This is a genomic window from Bacillus sp. TCT6, from assembly GCF_056033845.1.
Genome location: NZ_JBVYHX010000001.1, coordinates 845,739 through 863,418, shown reverse-complemented (window position 1 = coordinate 863,418; position 17,680 = coordinate 845,739). Strand labels below are relative to the sequence as shown.

The 17,680-nt window shown below is 35.0% G+C and carries 20 protein-coding genes and 1 pseudogene; 4 read left to right on the top strand and 17 right to left on the bottom strand.

Translation table 11 applies throughout. From position 1 onward, the window contains the following. Positions 1-209: 209 nt before the first annotated feature. From AC0ONG_RS04300 to AC0ONG_RS04290, 3 genes are all read right to left on the bottom strand, one after another. Positions 210-1,181: an HD domain-containing protein gene (locus tag AC0ONG_RS04300; RefSeq protein ID WP_016097884.1), complete on the bottom strand. Its 972-nt coding sequence runs from the start codon at positions 1,179-1,181 to the stop codon at positions 210-212. Between the two features lie 134 nt (positions 1,182-1,315). Continuing rightward, a complete protein-coding gene (locus tag AC0ONG_RS04295) occupies positions 1,316-2,422 on the bottom strand; it encodes a metallophosphoesterase (protein ID WP_016097883.1) in 1,107 nt (368 codons plus the stop codon). Positions 2,423-2,568: 146 nt separating this feature from the next. Beyond that, positions 2,569-3,486: an alpha/beta hydrolase gene (locus AC0ONG_RS04290; protein ID WP_000301546.1), complete on the bottom strand. Its 918-nt coding sequence runs from the start codon at positions 3,484-3,486 to the stop codon at positions 2,569-2,571. A gap of 169 nt (positions 3,487-3,655) precedes the next feature. Between AC0ONG_RS04290 and AC0ONG_RS04285 the strand changes: the two genes are divergently transcribed. Both AC0ONG_RS04285 and cytK2 read left to right on the top strand, forming a co-directional pair. Then, a complete protein-coding gene (locus tag AC0ONG_RS04285) occupies positions 3,656-4,201 on the top strand; it encodes a TetR/AcrR family transcriptional regulator C-terminal domain-containing protein (protein ID WP_086398432.1) in 546 nt (181 codons plus the stop codon). A gap of 157 nt (positions 4,202-4,358) precedes the next feature. Then, positions 4,359-5,369: a beta-channel forming cytolysin CytK2 gene (gene cytK2, locus AC0ONG_RS04280; RefSeq protein WP_017762901.1), complete on the top strand. Its 1,011-nt coding sequence runs from the start codon at positions 4,359-4,361 to the stop codon at positions 5,367-5,369. A 42-nt stretch (positions 5,370-5,411) separates the two neighbouring features. Here cytK2 and AC0ONG_RS04275 read toward each other — a convergent pair whose 3' ends face one another. The 9 genes and pseudogenes from AC0ONG_RS04275 to AC0ONG_RS04235 all read right to left on the bottom strand — a co-directional run. Further along, positions 5,412-5,576 (bottom strand): hypothetical protein, encoded by a 165-nt coding sequence (locus AC0ONG_RS04275; RefSeq protein ID WP_000011711.1) that lies wholly within the window; start codon positions 5,574-5,576, stop codon positions 5,412-5,414. Between the two features lie 136 nt (positions 5,577-5,712). After that, the gene (locus tag AC0ONG_RS04270) at positions 5,713-6,195 is read right to left on the bottom strand and encodes a hypothetical protein (protein ID WP_001005736.1); all 483 of its coding nucleotides are present in this window, start codon (positions 6,193-6,195) and stop codon (positions 5,713-5,715) included. 209 nt (positions 6,196-6,404) lie between these two features. Further along, positions 6,405-7,079: a hypothetical protein gene (locus tag AC0ONG_RS04265; RefSeq protein WP_000895167.1), complete on the bottom strand. Its 675-nt coding sequence runs from the start codon at positions 7,077-7,079 to the stop codon at positions 6,405-6,407. 118 nt (positions 7,080-7,197) lie between these two features. Then, a complete protein-coding gene (locus AC0ONG_RS04260; protein ID WP_017762900.1) occupies positions 7,198-7,662 on the bottom strand; it encodes a DUF6882 domain-containing protein in 465 nt (154 codons plus the stop codon). A gap of 267 nt (positions 7,663-7,929) precedes the next feature. Beyond that, complete coding sequence (locus AC0ONG_RS04255) at positions 7,930-8,247, bottom strand: ribonuclease E inhibitor RraB (RefSeq protein ID WP_000671650.1); 318 nt, start codon at positions 8,245-8,247, stop codon at positions 7,930-7,932. A gap of 76 nt (positions 8,248-8,323) precedes the next feature. After that, on the bottom strand, positions 8,324-8,764 hold the full coding sequence (locus AC0ONG_RS04250) for a DUF7832 domain-containing protein (protein WP_000487868.1): 441 nt from the start codon (positions 8,762-8,764) through the stop codon (positions 8,324-8,326). A gap of 490 nt (positions 8,765-9,254) precedes the next feature. Further along, positions 9,255-9,890, bottom strand: a complete 636-nt coding sequence (locus AC0ONG_RS04245; protein WP_017762899.1) for a DUF4304 domain-containing protein — start codon at positions 9,888-9,890, stop codon at positions 9,255-9,257. Positions 9,891-9,904: 14 nt separating this feature from the next. After that, positions 9,905-10,309, bottom strand: a complete 405-nt coding sequence (locus tag AC0ONG_RS04240) for a nuclease-related domain-containing protein (RefSeq protein WP_420975185.1) — start codon at positions 10,307-10,309, stop codon at positions 9,905-9,907. A gap of 30 nt (positions 10,310-10,339) precedes the next feature. Then, positions 10,340-11,209, bottom strand: a pseudogene (locus tag AC0ONG_RS04235) (RHS repeat domain-containing protein); the annotation flags it as partial. A 155-nt stretch (positions 11,210-11,364) separates the two neighbouring features. Between AC0ONG_RS04235 and AC0ONG_RS04230 the strand changes: the two are divergent. Next, positions 11,365-11,952: a hypothetical protein gene (locus AC0ONG_RS04230; protein ID WP_000566763.1), complete on the top strand. Its 588-nt coding sequence runs from the start codon at positions 11,365-11,367 to the stop codon at positions 11,950-11,952. A gap of 177 nt (positions 11,953-12,129) precedes the next feature. Here the strand turns inward: AC0ONG_RS04230 and AC0ONG_RS04225 are convergent, their stop codons facing one another. From AC0ONG_RS04225 to AC0ONG_RS04210, 4 genes are all read right to left on the bottom strand, one after another. Continuing rightward, positions 12,130-13,662 carry a fatty acid--CoA ligase family protein gene (locus AC0ONG_RS04225; protein ID WP_001055198.1) on the bottom strand — a complete coding sequence of 511 codons (1,533 nt, stop codon included), beginning with the start codon at positions 13,660-13,662 and terminating at the stop codon, positions 12,130-12,132. A 161-nt stretch (positions 13,663-13,823) separates the two neighbouring features. Beyond that, the gene (locus AC0ONG_RS04220) at positions 13,824-14,252 is read right to left on the bottom strand and encodes a hypothetical protein (protein WP_017762896.1); all 429 of its coding nucleotides are present in this window, start codon (positions 14,250-14,252) and stop codon (positions 13,824-13,826) included. Positions 14,253-14,423: 171 nt separating this feature from the next. Then, positions 14,424-15,413 (bottom strand): lipoate--protein ligase, encoded by a 990-nt coding sequence (locus tag AC0ONG_RS04215; RefSeq protein WP_000897261.1) that lies wholly within the window; start codon positions 15,411-15,413, stop codon positions 14,424-14,426. 9 nt (positions 15,414-15,422) lie between these two features. After that, positions 15,423-16,157: an MBL fold metallo-hydrolase gene (locus AC0ONG_RS04210; RefSeq protein WP_000784692.1), complete on the bottom strand. Its 735-nt coding sequence runs from the start codon at positions 16,155-16,157 to the stop codon at positions 15,423-15,425. A gap of 180 nt (positions 16,158-16,337) precedes the next feature. Between AC0ONG_RS04210 and yhfH the strand changes: the two genes are divergently transcribed. Further along, positions 16,338-16,466 carry a protein YhfH gene (yhfH, locus tag AC0ONG_RS04205; protein WP_000567010.1) on the top strand — a complete coding sequence of 43 codons (129 nt, stop codon included), beginning with the start codon at positions 16,338-16,340 and terminating at the stop codon, positions 16,464-16,466. 39 nt (positions 16,467-16,505) lie between these two features. On the opposite strand, the gene AC0ONG_RS04200 is transcribed toward yhfH, so the two are convergent. Beyond that, positions 16,506-17,522, bottom strand: a complete 1,017-nt coding sequence (locus tag AC0ONG_RS04200; RefSeq protein ID WP_000103710.1) for a LacI family DNA-binding transcriptional regulator — start codon at positions 17,520-17,522, stop codon at positions 16,506-16,508. Positions 17,523-17,680: the final 158 nt, after the last annotated feature.

The following is a 17,680-nucleotide window of genomic DNA, read 5'->3' as shown; positions in this document are numbered from 1 at the left end:
AATCTATATATAAAGACCGAAAGATTCTAAAGCATCCATTAAAAATATTTATTATTTTTTACACATTAAAAATTAGTACTTTTTTCACAAATTATTATCAATGGAAAACTTTACAATTTTTATTTTTTACCATAAAAGGTATCTTTATGATAAAATGAAATAGTATCGTAAAAATGTAACACATTTCCATACAAACAACCCTTTTTCTTTTAAATCAATTTCACATATATCCCTCTCACCGCTTTTTCATAAGCAATATCATTCATCTGTCTTATGCTTTCTGACACAACAGACGAGTGAATAACTTCATCTTCACAAAGTAACGGAGGATCAATAAGACGGACTTTATTTTTCTGATACAAATCGTAATCGTCTCTATCTTCTTTTACTTTTACATTGGGATGAACTTTTCTTAATAAAGCATGGACTTCTGAATCATTACATTGCTGCAATTTCGAAATAAGCTCAGCATCTTCAAGAAGGAAATCATCTGCATGAATAACCTTTTTATGAAGAGCTAACTTTAACGTTTTCACTAACATATCATTTCCGTAAATATTCATTGGTTTCATAAAGAAATCGATTACTTCTTTGTAATACGTTTCTGTAAACCATTCTGCTACTTCGATACTTTGAAGAACCATCTTCCCTTCTACTGCGATGACATCCTCTAAAAAACTGTGAACTTCTTCTAAAGAAACATACCCATATGTATACATATCTCGTAATGTATAATCCACTCTGTCTGCGCATAATTCTGGTGCTGACCTTTCGAGTAACGTCCATTTCGAATCATCTAACAAAATATCTTCATAGTTATAACCATACTTCGCAAGAATCGCTGGAATTTCTGAGTTTTTCACGACAGAACTAAATATCTCTTCATGATAACTTTCACCCTCATTATGAAAAACGTAATCAATCACGTGGGAAAAAGCAGTATGCGATACGTCATGCAGTAAACCAGCAATCTGTTCTTCTACTGAACCACCTAGTTTTTTCACTAATAACATAACACCCACTGAATGCTCAAAGCGAGTTACATTCCATTTCTCGTTCATTAAGTAACTTGCGCCTGCTTGATGAATTCCCTTTAGTCTTTGCATAGACTTACTTGAAATTAATTCTTCTACTACTTGATCCACTTCAAATTCTCCGTATAGTACATCTGATATGATCACTTACAATCCCCCTTTATTTTGATCGAGTCTTATAATCGTATCTCTTTTATGAAATTAGCACCAACATAAATATTTATTGTTATTTGTTTTTATTTTAAAAAATAGAGAGCCATCAGCTCTCTATTTCATAACCCCTATTCAAATGTAACTTCTACCTGCACAATCTCCGACCTACTTCCAAGTCGAAGCGGCGGTCCCCAGAATCCGAAACCAGAAGAAACAATCGCGTGGAATGCACCTTTTTGTGCGTATCCCCAGTCTAATTCGTACATTCTTCTCGTTACAATATGGTTCGGTGCCATTTGTCCGCGGTGCGTGTGGCCGGATAATAGTAAATCGACGCCAGCATCCGCTGCTTGTTTCAACTCAAATGGTTGATGATCCATTGCGATAACTGGCATCGATTTATCTACCGTACTCATTAATTGTTCAAAGCTTTGGCGATCTCGCTCTGTTTTATCTCTTCTTCCAACGAGATAAAAGTCACCTTCAATTGTAATTACTTCATCTAAAAGAATACGAATATCAATCTTATCCATCTCTTGTAAAAACTCTGGAACCGCTCTACCGTAGTATTCATGGTTTCCTAAAACACCATATACGCCTAATGGTGCTTTCATTTGTTTCATGATTGGTCCCATATTCTTTTGAATGAACACACCTGGATGATCATCGATAATATCACCTGGCAGTAAAATAATATCAGGTTCCATCTCATTTACATGACGAACAAGTCTTTTTAAATGCGAAACGCCAGACAGTTTACCGAAATGCATATCAGAAGCCATCGCAATGCGTAAACTTTTACGCCCCTCTACCTTTTTCGGTATGTGCACCTCGTACTTTCTTACTACCGGACTATACGCATTAAATACTCCATACGCAAAGATAAAGATAAATGCAGCTATCACAGCCGTTCCTGTCCAAATAATTGCCGCTTCTTTCTCCACTGAAAACTGTAAAAGAAAGACCATAATATTAGCTAATGGCAACAACATAAGCGCATATTGTATGACCGCAAACCAAATCGAACCTATCGTTCGCAGAAATGGCAAAAACTTAAACACTTGCACGAGAATGTACGCATATGAAATAAATGCGACTATGAAAGCATAATATCCCCAAGATTCCCAGCCAAATACCGCATGAAGCCAAACCCATCCGTTCCAGCCGATGTAAAACATAAGTAGTGTGTATATAATTAATATGGTAAATATATTGAGATAACGAAGATTCTTCACAGCCAGCCTCCTTATTGATTTCTTCTATTATAACTTGTTATGCACTTATAACGTAAATATTAAGCACTTCGCTCATCATAGTAAAAACCTATAGTTGTTAGACTTGTATCTAACAACTATAGGCACCATTTATATCAACATTGTTTTTACAAATGCTCTTTATAAAAACTTGTTAATTTTTCAACTGCAATTCTTACTGGTTCTGGTTGGTCGTATAAATCGTAATGACTCGCACCTTCCACAACAAGTAAATCTTTTTTCTCTGAAGCTGCTTTCTCATACAGCTCATGACCATCTTTATAAGAACCGAATGCGCCTTGCTTACTGCCGACAATAATTTGCAGCGGCTGCGTTAATAACGTATCTGCTAAATGGAACGCATCAAAACCGATTACGGATCCCATACTCGTAAAGTTTAACTTATTTGGCGAGTTCACACTTTGACCTCGCGGCGTTGTGTAATACTCAACTGCTTCTACAATATCTATATCCGTCATACCCGCTGCTACTAACTCTTCCTGATTTTTAGGAATCCAATTTGTAATCAGTTCCTCTGCTCCGCGTGCTTCAGCAGTACGTTGTTTACCAATCGCCTCTAACACCCCAATTGGATCAGCTTCACGATTTAATCGGCCAATATTTGCACCAACAACTGTGCCAACCGCTTTAATGCGGCGCTCTGTCATCGCAGCATTTACTGCATAACCACCGCCTGCACACACGCCTAACACACCGATACGTTCTTCATCTATATAAGGAAGGGTAGTTACATAATCTACTGCTGAGCGAATATCCTCAACTCGCGCAGCTGGCTCTTCAATATACCTCGGCGCACCTTCACTTTCACCTTGATATGATGCATCAAACGCAAGCGTTACATATCCTTGTTCCGCTAACTTCTCGGCATACAATCCTGCTGTTTGATCTTTACAGCTACTACCTGGATGCACACAAACAATCGCTGCATTTTGTTTCTTTTCCTCAGCACCTTCAGGAATGTTCAAAATACCTGCAACTTGTAAACCTCTTGCATAAAATCTTACATTTTTCTTCGTAACTGCCATATATAAAACCACCCTTATCTTATTTTTAATTTTACACTTGTGAGAGTTATTACTCACGTGTATATTTATAATAAAGCGAGCAACCACTTGTTTCAATGACCACATTTACGCATTTGGGTGATAATACACACGTAACGAAATATGTGTATCAACAACGGAGGAACACCATATGGAGAAAATCGATAGAAGAATTATAAAATCACAAAAAGCCATTCAATCCACATTTATAGAGATGTTAATTACAGATGGTTTTGACGAAATTACAGTAAAAAACATTACAGAAAAAGCAAACATCGGGCGAAAAACTTTTTACTTACACTATCTAGATAAGTACAATTTATTAGATAAAATTGTGGATGATCATTTAGACCAACTAAAAGAAATATGCTATGAGAAACAAAACAAAGGTTATATAGAAGGAACTGTTATATGGTTTGAATACTTCAAAGAGCACAAACCATTTTTCGCGGCACTATTTAGAAGTAACAGTACATTATCATTTCAAAAAAAATTACTAACTTTCATCATGGGTGAAATAGAAAAAAAATTAAACACAAACACATCAGTAAATAAAAACATCGATAAACATATCGTCTTAAAATTTTTAGGAACAGCTGTAATGGGCATTTTGGAATCGTACGTATTGGATGAAATTGATAGTGATGTTGCGTTTGTTGCGACGCAAGTTGGGGAGTTGATGAGGAGGAATATATAAACAATACAGCGGCGATTCCCTTGAGAAGGATTCATAAAATTTCACTATCCAAAACTCACCTATGCAATTATGCATAACTATCCCTTCCGTTTTATTTTCATGTTACGATATAAATGTAATACGACATATATCGACAAAGATACAAGGAAGTGATTGTATGAAACGTTCTAAAACATACTTAAAATGTTTAGCATTATCCGCTGTTTTTGCTAGTAGCGCTGTAACTCTTTCAACACCTGCTGCTTACGCTCAAACGACGTCACAAGTTGTAACAGATATCGGGCAAAATGCAAAAACACATACGAGCTATAATACATTTAATAATGATCAAGCTGATAATATGACAATGTCTTTAAAGGTAACTTTTATCGATGACCCTAGCGCTGATAAACAGATTGCCGTTATTAATACAACTGGTAGTTTTCTAAAAGCAAATCCTACTATAAGTGATGCACCTATTGATAACTACCCAATCCCTGGCGCTAGTGCAACATTACGTTATCCTTCACAATATGATGTTGCATTTAACCTTCAAGATAACAGCGCTCGTTTCTTTAACGTAGCACCTACAAATGCTGTAGAAGAAACGACTGTAACATCTAGCGTATCTTATCAACTTGGTGGCTCTGTTAAAGCTTCTGTAACGCCTAATGGCCCTAGCGCTGAAGCGGGTGCAACTGGTCAAGTCACTTGGTCGGACTCTGTAAGCTATAAACAAACTAGTTATAAAACAAATTTAATTGACCAAACAAACAAAAACGTAAAATGGAACGTATTCTTTAACGGATATAACAATCAAAACTGGGGTATTTACACACGTGATTCCTACCATTCTTTATACGGAAACCAACTGTTCATGTACTCTCGCACATACTTATATGAATCTGATGCAAAAGGTAATTTAATACCGATGGATCAACTTCCAGCATTAACAAATAGCGGTTTCTCTCCTGGTATGATTGCTGTTGTTATCTCTGAAAAAAATACAGATCAATCTAACTTACAAGTCGCTTATACAAAACACGCCGACGACTACCAACTTCGTCCAGGCTTCACATTCGGAACTGCAAACTGGGTTGGAAACAACGTAAAAGACGTTGATCAAAAAACATTTAATAAATTGTTCACACTAGATTGGAAGAATAAAAAGTTAGTAGAGAAAAAATAAGTAAAAAAACGAAGGGACTATTTAGACTCTTCGTTTTTTTACTTATTCATAATAAGATCCCGCGAGTAATACCGTCGCTATGAAATTCCATGATATATTTTTAGGCATCTCTTCACCTTTATTTTGAAAAGCATCCATTAAAATATCAATGCTTTCGTCACTTATAATCAATTTATCCCCTTTTATTTCCTTTTTATAAAAAGACATATTTCCTCTCCTTTACTCTCTTATACATATCCCTTGAAGACTCTCTTTTTCTTTCTATCACACTAAACCACGCACCACTTCTTCTAATAATAAATTCAACCATTCATCCAATTTGTTTTAAAACACTCTAATACACTCAGCTTTCTTTCCATAGTACTATCTCGACATTATACTCATTCTTTAGAAAAGAAAAAGCACTTCTCATTGCTTCATCTACTACAATAAGGCTAGAATAAATTAATCCTCTTTGAGCATCGTCATATCCAATGAAATGTAATACTTCTTTTGTATATAACATGAAATCTTCTAATTCTAATTGCACACCAAAGTCCCAATTTTCATGTGCATACCATACAATAATCTTCTTAGACAATAAACTAGTTAATTCACGTTCAAATTCTTTTATTTCATTGATAACTTGTTCAGCATTTAATTCACTCATAACTTTGATAGGATTCGGTGTTTCATCAATTAAAAAGTTTACTAATGAAGCAATTTTCTTCCCGCTAATAATCTCAAATTCTTTTATAGACGGACATAACATTAAAAACTTTTCTCTAGTAGCCTTTTCCTCTACCTTTTCTCTTAACATTGCAATTTTCTTTAGACGTTCATTCACATTTATCACCTCATACATTCAGTAAATTAACATAATAAAGCCTATCATCCGTTTGAAAATACATAACCGATCCGCGGCTATAATAATTAACAAATTGAATCGGCTCTCCAAAATGTTCATAGTATTTTTTCTGAATGTCACTTAATTTATTTTTTCGAAAAAAATTCATTTATGCTCTACAACCCTCTTTCTACTATACAACCTTGTTATTAAAGATAGATTTCTTCTTTCCAACTACTGGATTTAGATTGAACTACTATTAGATTTTCACTTTCCCATTTTAAGGTACCCAAAAATCTTGCATACACCATTTCATTTCCTACTTCTTCCACCAATAGTTGATCTCGAATCTTTAATCCCTTTTCATCATACACTTCACATCGTAGTTGGAAACCTTTAACACGATGAATTCCTTTTAATATCGCTATCCTCTTACGGCTTGGGCTTTTCTTAGGTGTCTTCCCAACTAAAAATATTCCTTCATAGTTTTGCTTCACAATTTCATCTAAAGATTCCTCTATATACCCTTTAACAACAGATGATGAAAGAGTAGAGTTTTCTTCAAGTCCAGGGACAACATATTGGCGTACTAATTTGCAAAACTCTTTGTATTTCTCTTCAACTGAATTTAATGCTAAAAAGTCCATAAAATCATATGGAACATATATACGAATTTCACCCAAAGCTCTATTTACTTCATATGAAATATCAGTGTTTTCGTTAGCTAAACAAAAGACAGTTACTTTTTCAATCTCTCTTAATCCCATCTCAAACTCGCTAACTTTCTTTGAGAAAATTAGCTCAAAAATTCTAATTTCATGTACAAGCAAATAATGTTTTTTAGGACGTTTTTTTTTCCAATCGTAAAACTTTACTTCAAGCAATATAATTCACTCCTTTAAATTTATCACCATGGCATCAGGGACCTATGATACCTTTTATTAATTTATTAAACTGTACTCCTTTTTCATTCTACCTTATCTATATTTTTAATATGCTTACTCACAACGCACGCGGTGACATAACAGCCATAAATACATCACTTCTCTCACCTGGTGCTATATACACTCCTTCTGCATCTAAATATTCAATGGAAAAGGCTGCTAGCTCATACGCCATTTCTTGATCGCATTCAAAAAGTGGATTTATAAAAACCTCACTTCCTGTAATCTTTTGTAAATCTTTCAAACAGTTAGACTTACTTCTTGCATAATCAGCCACATTCTCATTAACCCAAGACCACATCCAACTGTTACTCTTTTCAGACCAAGAACCTATAAAAACAACACTAAATTCAAGTAATACTTGACCATTTTTTTTAAACTGTAATATACATTGATCTTGATCATACCAATACTCATCAAAGTTATAGATATTATAATCCGAAATGAATTTTTGCTGTTTACTTTCTAATTTGTCATAACACATAACAAGATAATTCTCGAATTGTTCATCCGTCATTGCCAATTATCACACGCTCCCTTCATTCAAGATCTCCACTACAAACAATATATCTTATATCTTACTCTCTCAAAACCTATATAAAGTGAAACTTTAATTAGCCCTTACCAATCGGGCTTTTACCAATAGCCCCCCGCCCACATATCATATACGTTTCTATCACTAAGATATCTTAATATATACAAAGAAAGAAGAACTTATATAAGCCCTTCTTTCCGTAAATAGTTTCTTTACTCCGTCTAATTTATTTTATCACGATAAATAAATTCAACATTACACAAATGCACCCCAACCATCTGTATATCCACCAAACTCTTCACCCAGTTTATTCAATTCCTTTTGCATCTCTACAATATCCTCATAAATTAAGAACATTTCTTTAGAACAAGTACATGTCCAATCTTCAAATTCTTCATTATAATCTAATTCACAATTTAAGCCCAGCTCTTGTAGTCTGCCAATTATTTTTTCTCCATTACCTTGATCAGGAATTGCAATAAAGAAATCTACTATATGTTTTTTATTAAAATCTATACCTTGTTTATATAACATATTTAATACTTGTCCATCTTCATCTTTTGGGAATTTCATTATTTCTCTCCTTTTTCTACAGCATATAATAAACCTTCATTTGGAACAAAAAATATTCCATTACTTAAAGTCCTCTTTACCCGTTATTTTTAAGTTTTTTCCATTCTGTATACCTAATATCAATCACTTCTTTTAATTTAAAGTAATTTTCCCAAGTATCTTGCACTTGATATAATGTATCACACTCTAAAAATACATCATCATAATCATCTAAATATAAACCTTTTTCAAAATCAAAATAATCTATTGCAAATTGATTCCCTTCATCATTTAACATGTCATCGCTTAAAACCCCATCCCAGAACATATAAACTTGAGTTCCAGTCATTTTTCTAAGCTTAAATTTATTAATTTCCTCTTCAGTCTCTTCTAAGAATTCATCACTAAATAAATTATTATCAATAATCCAACCTAAGAACATTCCAGTATGTACAAATGCTTGCTCCATCGGTAGTTCTTGTGGGAAATCTCCTTCATAATGATATTTAGCTTTATCGTAAATTATCGTTTGGAACAAAATTCTCACTCCTATTTCACATAATATAATTGAACTCAAATAAATTAAATTAATAAAAAGCGTCTCTCTAGCATTTTATAATAATACTTCTTTTTCATAATCGAAATAATGGTTCTTAATCATTTAATTTATAAAAATAAATAATTCTTTGATACACTCTTTAAAAAGGTAAGTTGACTAAACTCTGTGGGGGTTTTGCTATTAAAGGCTAAGTCTATCGCTACTGCTCAAGGTTACAGTGCACCATCATCACTCGCAGGCACTAAAATTCGATATGGACTTTCCAGCATTATAAAACCTGTAAATAAAAACCCCTATAAGTTACATTCGAAGTTTATGTCTAATCATAAAAACGTCGAATGTTTCCTTCTAGGGGCTACTAATATTTATAATTAATAGAAAATCTAGAGTTTAATGTTTTTCCAGCCAGAAAAACCAGATATAAACAATTAACCCCACTATACTCACGAAAATGAATAACTAACCTTGTTTATCCTAGATTCATATTAGAAAGAAAGTTTTCAAATAACTCCAATTCAAATTTATCCCTCGTCTTTAAATACTCTTTCTTTTTCTCAATGATTTGTTCTAACATCTCTTCTTTATTTAATAACAAGGCTAATCCAATAGCATTTTTTGCTCGAGCCCCATCAAATATTGTCCCTATTAATCCAGCCTCATCATCATCTCTTACACATAAATCAAATACATTTTCCACATCTACATACTTATCAATATATGGAATGAAGTATTCCTTAACTTCTTTTAAAATATCCATAGTAACAGGTAAAATATCTTCTTCCTTTTCAACACGCCACCTTTTTTGCTCCCTATGGACTAAATTCCCTAACTCAACCCCAATCGTATAGGTTTCCTTTTTCTCTTTAATTGTTAAACCTTCATCCCATTGATTTTTCATATTTTCTAATTCGTCAAACCGAATTCCCACATCCACCGTCACATGAAAATCTTCTGGGTGATTGATAAAGGCTAAATGTATACTGATTTTTCCTTTATCAAATTTTTTCACCAGGTCTTGTTGTGTAGTTCTAGTCTTATAACCGTTTTCTTTTAATGCTTCACCTAGACCTTGCAATAACTTTAATTTTAGTTCTTTTTTATTCATAATAACTATCCTCCTTACTTAGGGGTGACAACAACGGTTCGTATTTTACGAACTTGGTCTTTCAATCTACGAGGGGCATTCTTCCCTATAATCTTTCCTCCCTGTTTCCTCATTAGCTTATCCTTTTTTAACTGCATCGCAGTTCCTCTAGCATTACCAGCTTTAACTTCTACCGCCAGTAATTTGCCACGAGGTGTTCTAACTAAATGATCAACCCTTCTAATACCTTTAGAAGTACGAACACTAACTTGACTTCCTAATACATCATATCCCTTTTTCTTTAATGCCGATTTTGCAAGTTCCTCAGCCCTTGCTCCTGCTCTTTTATTAGCTGCTAATGTAGCTCTTTTTTTCGCTTTTCTTGCTGCTTGTTTTGCTGCTTGTTTTGCTGCATAACGTGCTATATGAGGGGCAGCCATCCTTGCACCCGCTATTACAAGTGGAGCAACAGGTATATTACCATCTGGATCTATCAACATTACTGGATTATTATCACCATACGTATACCCATTCATGGTAATTGGGTCATCTTCATCACCCGGATCAGGATCCACCGATAAGAACACACCATGCTCCGGATTATAATAACGCGCAATCAGATAGTACATCCCAATTTCTTTATCATACATGTATCCCGCATATCCAAATGGATTGTCTGCGGCGATACCTTTTACGTCGCTCTTTAGTACGTTACCCCACGAATCATATTCATACGTTGCTACAACTTCTCTATTTTGATCTGTCATCGCAACGACATCACCACGAGGGTTGTAATGGTAGTATAACGTTTGTCCTTTTGATTTCATCGCTAGACGCGCGCCACTTGTTGAGTATACATATTGACGAAGTACAGTTCCACTTCCATCTGTTTCATACAATGGATTGATACTATCTCCATCATAGAAGTAACGTGTTACTTGACCATTGACATTCTTTTCAATACGACGATTATCCTCATCATATTTATACGTTGCGAATGCATTGCTTTCACCTTGTTTTGTAATCGCTACAATTTGGTCATTTTCATTCCATGTATACTTGTACTTTCCATCAGACGTACGATTGCCATTCGCATCATACGTTAACGATTCGTTTCCGAATTTTACAAGCTGATTTCCTTCATTGAATGTTGCCGCTATAGATTTTGTTTCTTTTCCATTCTCTACAACTTTCACACTTGTACGGTTTCCAAATCCATCATATGTGTATGATTTAGTTGTTCCGTTTGGTAGTGCTTCATTTAATAATTGGTTAATCGGGTCATATACAAAGTTTGTTTCTGTTACTTTTCCGCCCGCACCTTCATGTTTAATCTTCGTATTGAAGTTTAAAGATAAATACATTTAACAATTGATAAAATAAGACAAGGGCTTTTTTGGAATCATCGGTTAAACTTGCAATTTAGTTGAAGAAGGCACAAACTGATGATGCGGAAAAACGTAGTATATAGAAGACTATGTAAGGAGTTTTTCATATGATTGATAACAGAATTTCGAAAGATTATGACCATGAAATAGATGATTCTTTAAAAGAAATTACAGATACAACCATCTTACTTAATTTTCAAAAAGCGATTGTAAGTTTATATCCTCATCTAATACCAATTCATGCTTTTGCCTATGACGCATGGGATGATATTGTAATGCCATTGTTTTATGAAATGGTATATAAAACCTTTGCTTTTAAATACGGGATAGATATTAACTTTAAAGAAACTCATACCTATATGTTTTCGCTTAATAGTTATAAAGGGATACATCACATCGAGTGTGTTCCAAAGTGCACGACATTTAAGATTTATATTAACGAAGAATGGATTGAAATGGATAATAAAAGTTTGAAAGAAAATGTATTTGTATTTAAGTCATTTGGGGATGGATTGCATTTTCTAACTGGTGGAATTGAAATTGCAGATGCTTATCGTGTAGGATTTGACCTTGTTGAGGTTGATATTGTTTCTACCATAACAGGTCTTCCATCTAAAACAAGTATTTTTATTGATAAAGAGCATGTAGACTTTGTGTTTGTTGCAGAAACATATGATACAAATATCCAAAATTAAAAATTTCATGTAAGAAAGTAGGAAGAATATCTTCATTACTACTAGTACCAAATAGTTATTTGAACACGCTCCGCTATTATATATACAAACTTCCTACTACATTTCATATGAGAAAAAGTTATTACGATAAACAAAGAAAAGGTCTCCTAAAATATCTTTTAGGGGACCTTTTCTTCATTACACTTGCATCGCTTTCTCTCTCAATGCTCTTCTTAACAATTTACCCGTCGTATTCTTCGGTAATTCTATTAAAAACTCAATGCTTTTCGGCACTTTATATTTCGCTAAATGTAACGTACAGTAATGCATTAGTTCTTCTTCTGTTACGTTTGCTTGCTTCAAAACGACGTACGCTCGCACAGCTTCTCCTAAGTTTTCATCAGGAACACCGATTACAACAACTTCAGCTACTGATTGGTGCGTATATAATACTTCTTCTACTTCACGAGGATATACGTTATAACCGCCAACTAGGACGATATCTTTTTTACGATCAACGATATAGAAGTAACCTTCTTCATCCATTTTCGCTAAGTCACCTGTATATAGCCAGCCGTCTTTCAATGTCGCAGCTGTATCTTCTGGTGCATTATAGTATCCTTTCATAACGTTAGGTCCGCGAACGATTAATTCGCCGACTGCGCCGACAGGTACTTCTTCCCCAAGTTCATTTACAATTTTATTTTCTACATGCCAAATATTTGTGCCAATTGATCCTGGTTTACGAGGACGATCTAGCGGGTTGAAACAAGTAACTGGTGATGCTTCTGATAAACCGTATCCTTCTGAAACAATAACGTTAAAACGTTTTTCAAAGTTTTGCAGAAGAGCAACAGGCATCGATGCACCACCGGAAATACAAAGGCGAAGCGTCTTCACATCTTCTGCGCTTGCTTCTTCAAATAAATATAAATAATTGTACATCGTCGGTACGCCAGCAAAGATCGTTGGTTCGTACGTACGACAAATACGGAATACTTCTTTCGGACTAAATTTCGGTAACATTAAAATCGTTGCTCCGTTCACAATCGGTGCATTTACCGCAACTGTTAAACAGAATACATGGAACATTGGCAGTGCCGCAACGACGCGATCGTCAGCAGTAAATTGTAAATAAGACGCAACATCATTCGCATTACTATATAAATTTTTATGTGTGAGCATAGCGCCTTTCGGTTTTCCAGTTGTACCTGAAGTGTATAGGATAACCGCTACATCCTCTTCATCTAGTTCAGGGCCTTCGTATTGTAAATCTCCAGCCCCCACAAAACTAGTAAACGTTTTCATTTTTTCGGTTTCTGTATGGTTAAAATCTGATGAGGTTTCGCATATGATGATGTTTTCTAATGAAGGAAGTCTTGTTGTAAGAGATTGTATAACAGGTAGAAGGACGTCGAGTACGATGATTGTTTTTACATCTCCATTTTGTAAAATGTAATGCATTTCGTCTGCTGTATAAATTGGATTAACTGGAATAACAGTTGCTCCGGCTTTCATTGTTCCGTATAAACCGACCAAAAAATGTGGTGAGTTCCCAACAACTAATGCGACATTGTCCCCTTTTCCAATGCCCATTTCTGCTAAATTGCTAGAAAACCTTGTGACCATTTTGTTTAATTGGTCATATGAGACCGACTGATCCATAAATATATAAGCCGGTTTTTCCCCCTTCTTTTTTGCCGTTTCAGCCAAAGATTGAACGAGATTCACAAAAACCCCACCTTTATAAAATTTAGAATATTTAAAAATTCTAAATTAATTATATTAAAAGAAAATTAAAGTGGCAAGTGATATTCTATTAACTGCATATAGACAGATCACCTTCTCTTAGTTTAATTTGGAAAAATAAGGGGATTTTATTTACAAGTAATTTATAACACTAGACCAAAAATCATTTTAGGATAATATGCACTCATCTTTTTTCTAAGATTTTCAAGTTCCTCTTTATTTAAGCTCGTATACTCCCCATACAAATTCAAAACGTCCGCTCCATTTTCATGAAAATACACGGTAACATATAATGCCGGTAACCCTTTGTTGTTTTCATCTATTGATAAGACGACATCTGGCGTTTTATTAACAGTGCTGAATGTTTCATTTCTTTTCCACTTCTTATTTTGAAACATGTCTTGTATATCATGTATCTTTCGTTTGTTATCTGTATGCGTAAAATATATAACATTATCCTCCGCTGGTTTTCCGATAGACAAAATTGTACGACTTGAGGGCGATCCACTGTTACACGCTGTCATTCCGATGACAAAGCTGAGTAATAATACAACGTACATTACCCTTTTCATATCAATCCGCCTCCTTTTGAATATATATATTCCTTTATAAGAGGCAGATGTCCTGTGATTTTATGGTGAATGAAATTATATCCGCGATTTTTCGAATATATCGACTTACCGAAAAAACGCGACAATCTACGCAAAAAAAGAGGCTGCCCGTTATGGCAGCCTCCCTCATTTTTAGAAGAATAAATGTAAGAAATCTTCAGTTGTAATGTTACCGAAGTAGCGTGCGATATCTACGCCTTCTAAAGCTGCAGTGAATGTATCTTTATCGAACTGAACGCCTGTTAGACGCTCTTCGATATCATGAACATCTAGTGAACCGAAGAAGTCGCCGTAAATTTTGCATTCTGTTACTGTTCCTTTTTTCACTTCCAGACGAACGTCAACTTGTCCAACTGGGAAGCGGTGTGAATGTTGTAAGTTGAACTTCGGTGATTTTCCGTAGTTCCAGTCCCAATTGCGGTAGCGCTCTTCAGAAAGTTTATGGATTTCTTTCCAATCCTCTTCTGTTAATTCATACGTTGGGATTTCTGTTTCTCCTTCGAAAATTGTTTCTAGAAGAAGTTGTCTAAACTCTTCTGTCGTCATTTCTTCGTTTAGGAACTCTGTAATGTTCGCAACGCGGCTACGGATTGATTTAATTCCTTTTGATTGGATCTTATCCATTTTTACTTTCAGTGCTGATACGACGTGATCGATTTCAGAGTCAAATAGTAACGTACCGTGACTGAACATACGACCTTTCGTTGAGAACTGCGCGTTACCTGAAATTTTTCTTCCTTCAGCTAAAATGTCGTTACGACCACTTAGTTCTGCATTTACACCTAATTTACCAAGCGCTTTCGTTACAGGCTCTGTGAATTTTTTGAAGTTGCTGAAACTATCTCCATCATCTTTCGTGATAAAGCTGAAGTTTAAGTTTCCTAAATCATGATATACTGCGCCTCCGCCTGATAGACGACGAACGACATGAATACCTTTTTCTTTTACGTAATCTGCATTAATTTCTTCTACTGTGTTTTGGTTTTTACCAATGATAATCGAAGGTTCGTTAATGTAGAACAGTAAATATGTTTCGTTAATATCTAAATTTTTCACACAATATTCTTCAATCGCTAAGTTTATTCTAGGATCTGTAATTCCTTTATTATCAATAAATAACATCGTATCACCTCATGAGTTCCATACGTAGCCACTATGCGCTAGCGTAATATGGCCACTGAAAATTTGTTTTGCTTCTGTTACTAAATTAGATGGGTTTCCTGTATGCGGTAAGTGCGTTAATAAAAGTTCTTTTACATTCGCATCTTTTGCAATACTTGCTACTTCTGTACTATTCATATGCCCTGCTTTTGCAGCCTCTTGATGTGCATACATATTACACTCACAAATGAAAAGATCAGCATCTTTCGTGAATGGAATGAATTCAGGAATATAACTTGAATCAGCGCTGTATACTACAGCACCATCTCCAGCTGTAATACGCATCGCAAAGCATGTAACAGGATGAACAGTTTTTAAGAACGAAATCGAGAACGGTCCAACTTGAAGTGTTTCTTCTGGATTGTACGCGATTCCTTTCGTATGTGGTTCATGTGTTAAAGAATGGAATCCATTCTCGTCAAACGTATGACCGTATATTGGTAATTCCGGTAGTTGCCTTGTTGTTGCACTCGTAATTAATCTCGCATATTGCAATACCCCAATGTCCGCAACATGATCGTGATGATAGTGTGACAGTACAACTGCATCTATATGAGATGGTGTTATATATTTTTGAAGCTGTGCTAGTACACCACTACCACAGTCTACAAGTAAACGAAAACCATCGTGTTCAAACAAATACCCCGACGTTGCTTCTCCCGCTTCTGGAAATCCGCCCCAAAAGCCGACAACAGTCATTTTCATATGTATCCATCCTTTCTAAAACCGAGTAGGAATGCATGTTTCACTTACATTCTACATTGTTAACTATAATCCATTTCCTAAACTTTTTCATTAATTTTCAATTTTGTTATAAAACAGTTGTTGACTTTTATTTTTTGTACTAATACAATAATAGTAAGAAATGGAAATGGAGGGATTGACATGATTGATCAACCAATGGAGTTTTTCAGAAATTTACCGACGAAAACTTGTGCGCACTGTGGGAAAGAAATTGATGAGCAACACGAAGCATACCATAACAAATGTGATGACTGCGTTCACGAAGAATAGTAGTTTATGAACATAAAAAAACCTAGCAGACATAGTCTACTAGGCTAATAACATCGTATCCTTCTTCATCGTTGAACCTTTCACCAAGAGCTCCAGTTCAAACTCATATAATTCTTTTTGTCGATAATTTTTCGTATGGATTTTATCCATCATCAGGTCGACAACTTTTCGGGCCATCTCATCGATTGGCTGTTCAATTGTCGTAATACCTGGCTCTGTAATCTGTGATAATATTTGATTATCAAAACCGATAACAGCGAGATCATCTGGAATGCTCCAGTTATGGTGCTTCGCCTCTGAGATAATTCCAGCTGCTACCTCATCGCCTCCTGCCAAAATCGCGGTAGGATTTTTTTTGTCCTTTAATACTTCATGGAATATTCGTTTTCCATCCTCCCAAGAGAAAGCGTTTTCAAGAAAATCAATCGCTTCTACTTGGCGGCTCTTCTCAGTTATTGCACGTAAAAAGCCCATTTTTCGCTGCTGGCTAACTAATTTGGTTTCGTTACCACGGCAAAAAATAAGATTGCGATATCCTTGATCTAACACATGCTTCGCAGCTATGTATGCTCCTTGCGCATGATCAAACTTCACTGTTGGAATATTTGCTTCCTCAATATATTCATTACATAACACGATTGGACCGTGCTGTAAGTATGGCTCTACATCTTCCCACGGATTTTCTAGTGAACATAGAATAATCCCATCTACTTGTTTCGTAGATAATAATTGTAAATACTCCATCTCTTTTTCAGGTAAATATCTTGTTTGACAAATAATCAGTTTATATTTATGTTCAGAAGCTGCAATCTCGATTGCTTCAATAAATCTACTGAAAAAAGGATTTGTAATCCTTGGAACTAGCACCGCAATTGTTTCCGTTTTTTGTTTACGAAGCCTTCTCGCCGCAGAATTAGGAACAAAGCCTAAATGCTTCATTGCTAATTGAACCCTTTTTTTCTTCTCATCTGAAACATATGGATGATTATTAATCACCCTAGAAACCGTTGTCCTTGATAACCCCGCTAATTTCGCCACGTCCTCTATAGTCGACACGAAATTCTCCCCCTTTGCATGAAAACGTTTTCTTAAATTGATTATATAGTATATTATTGGAAACTGCAATATCGGTTGTTATGATTTTACTATATTAATATTATACATAGGTAAAAGTCTGTTAATGGAGGGGCAATATACTGCTTTTAGACATTTAC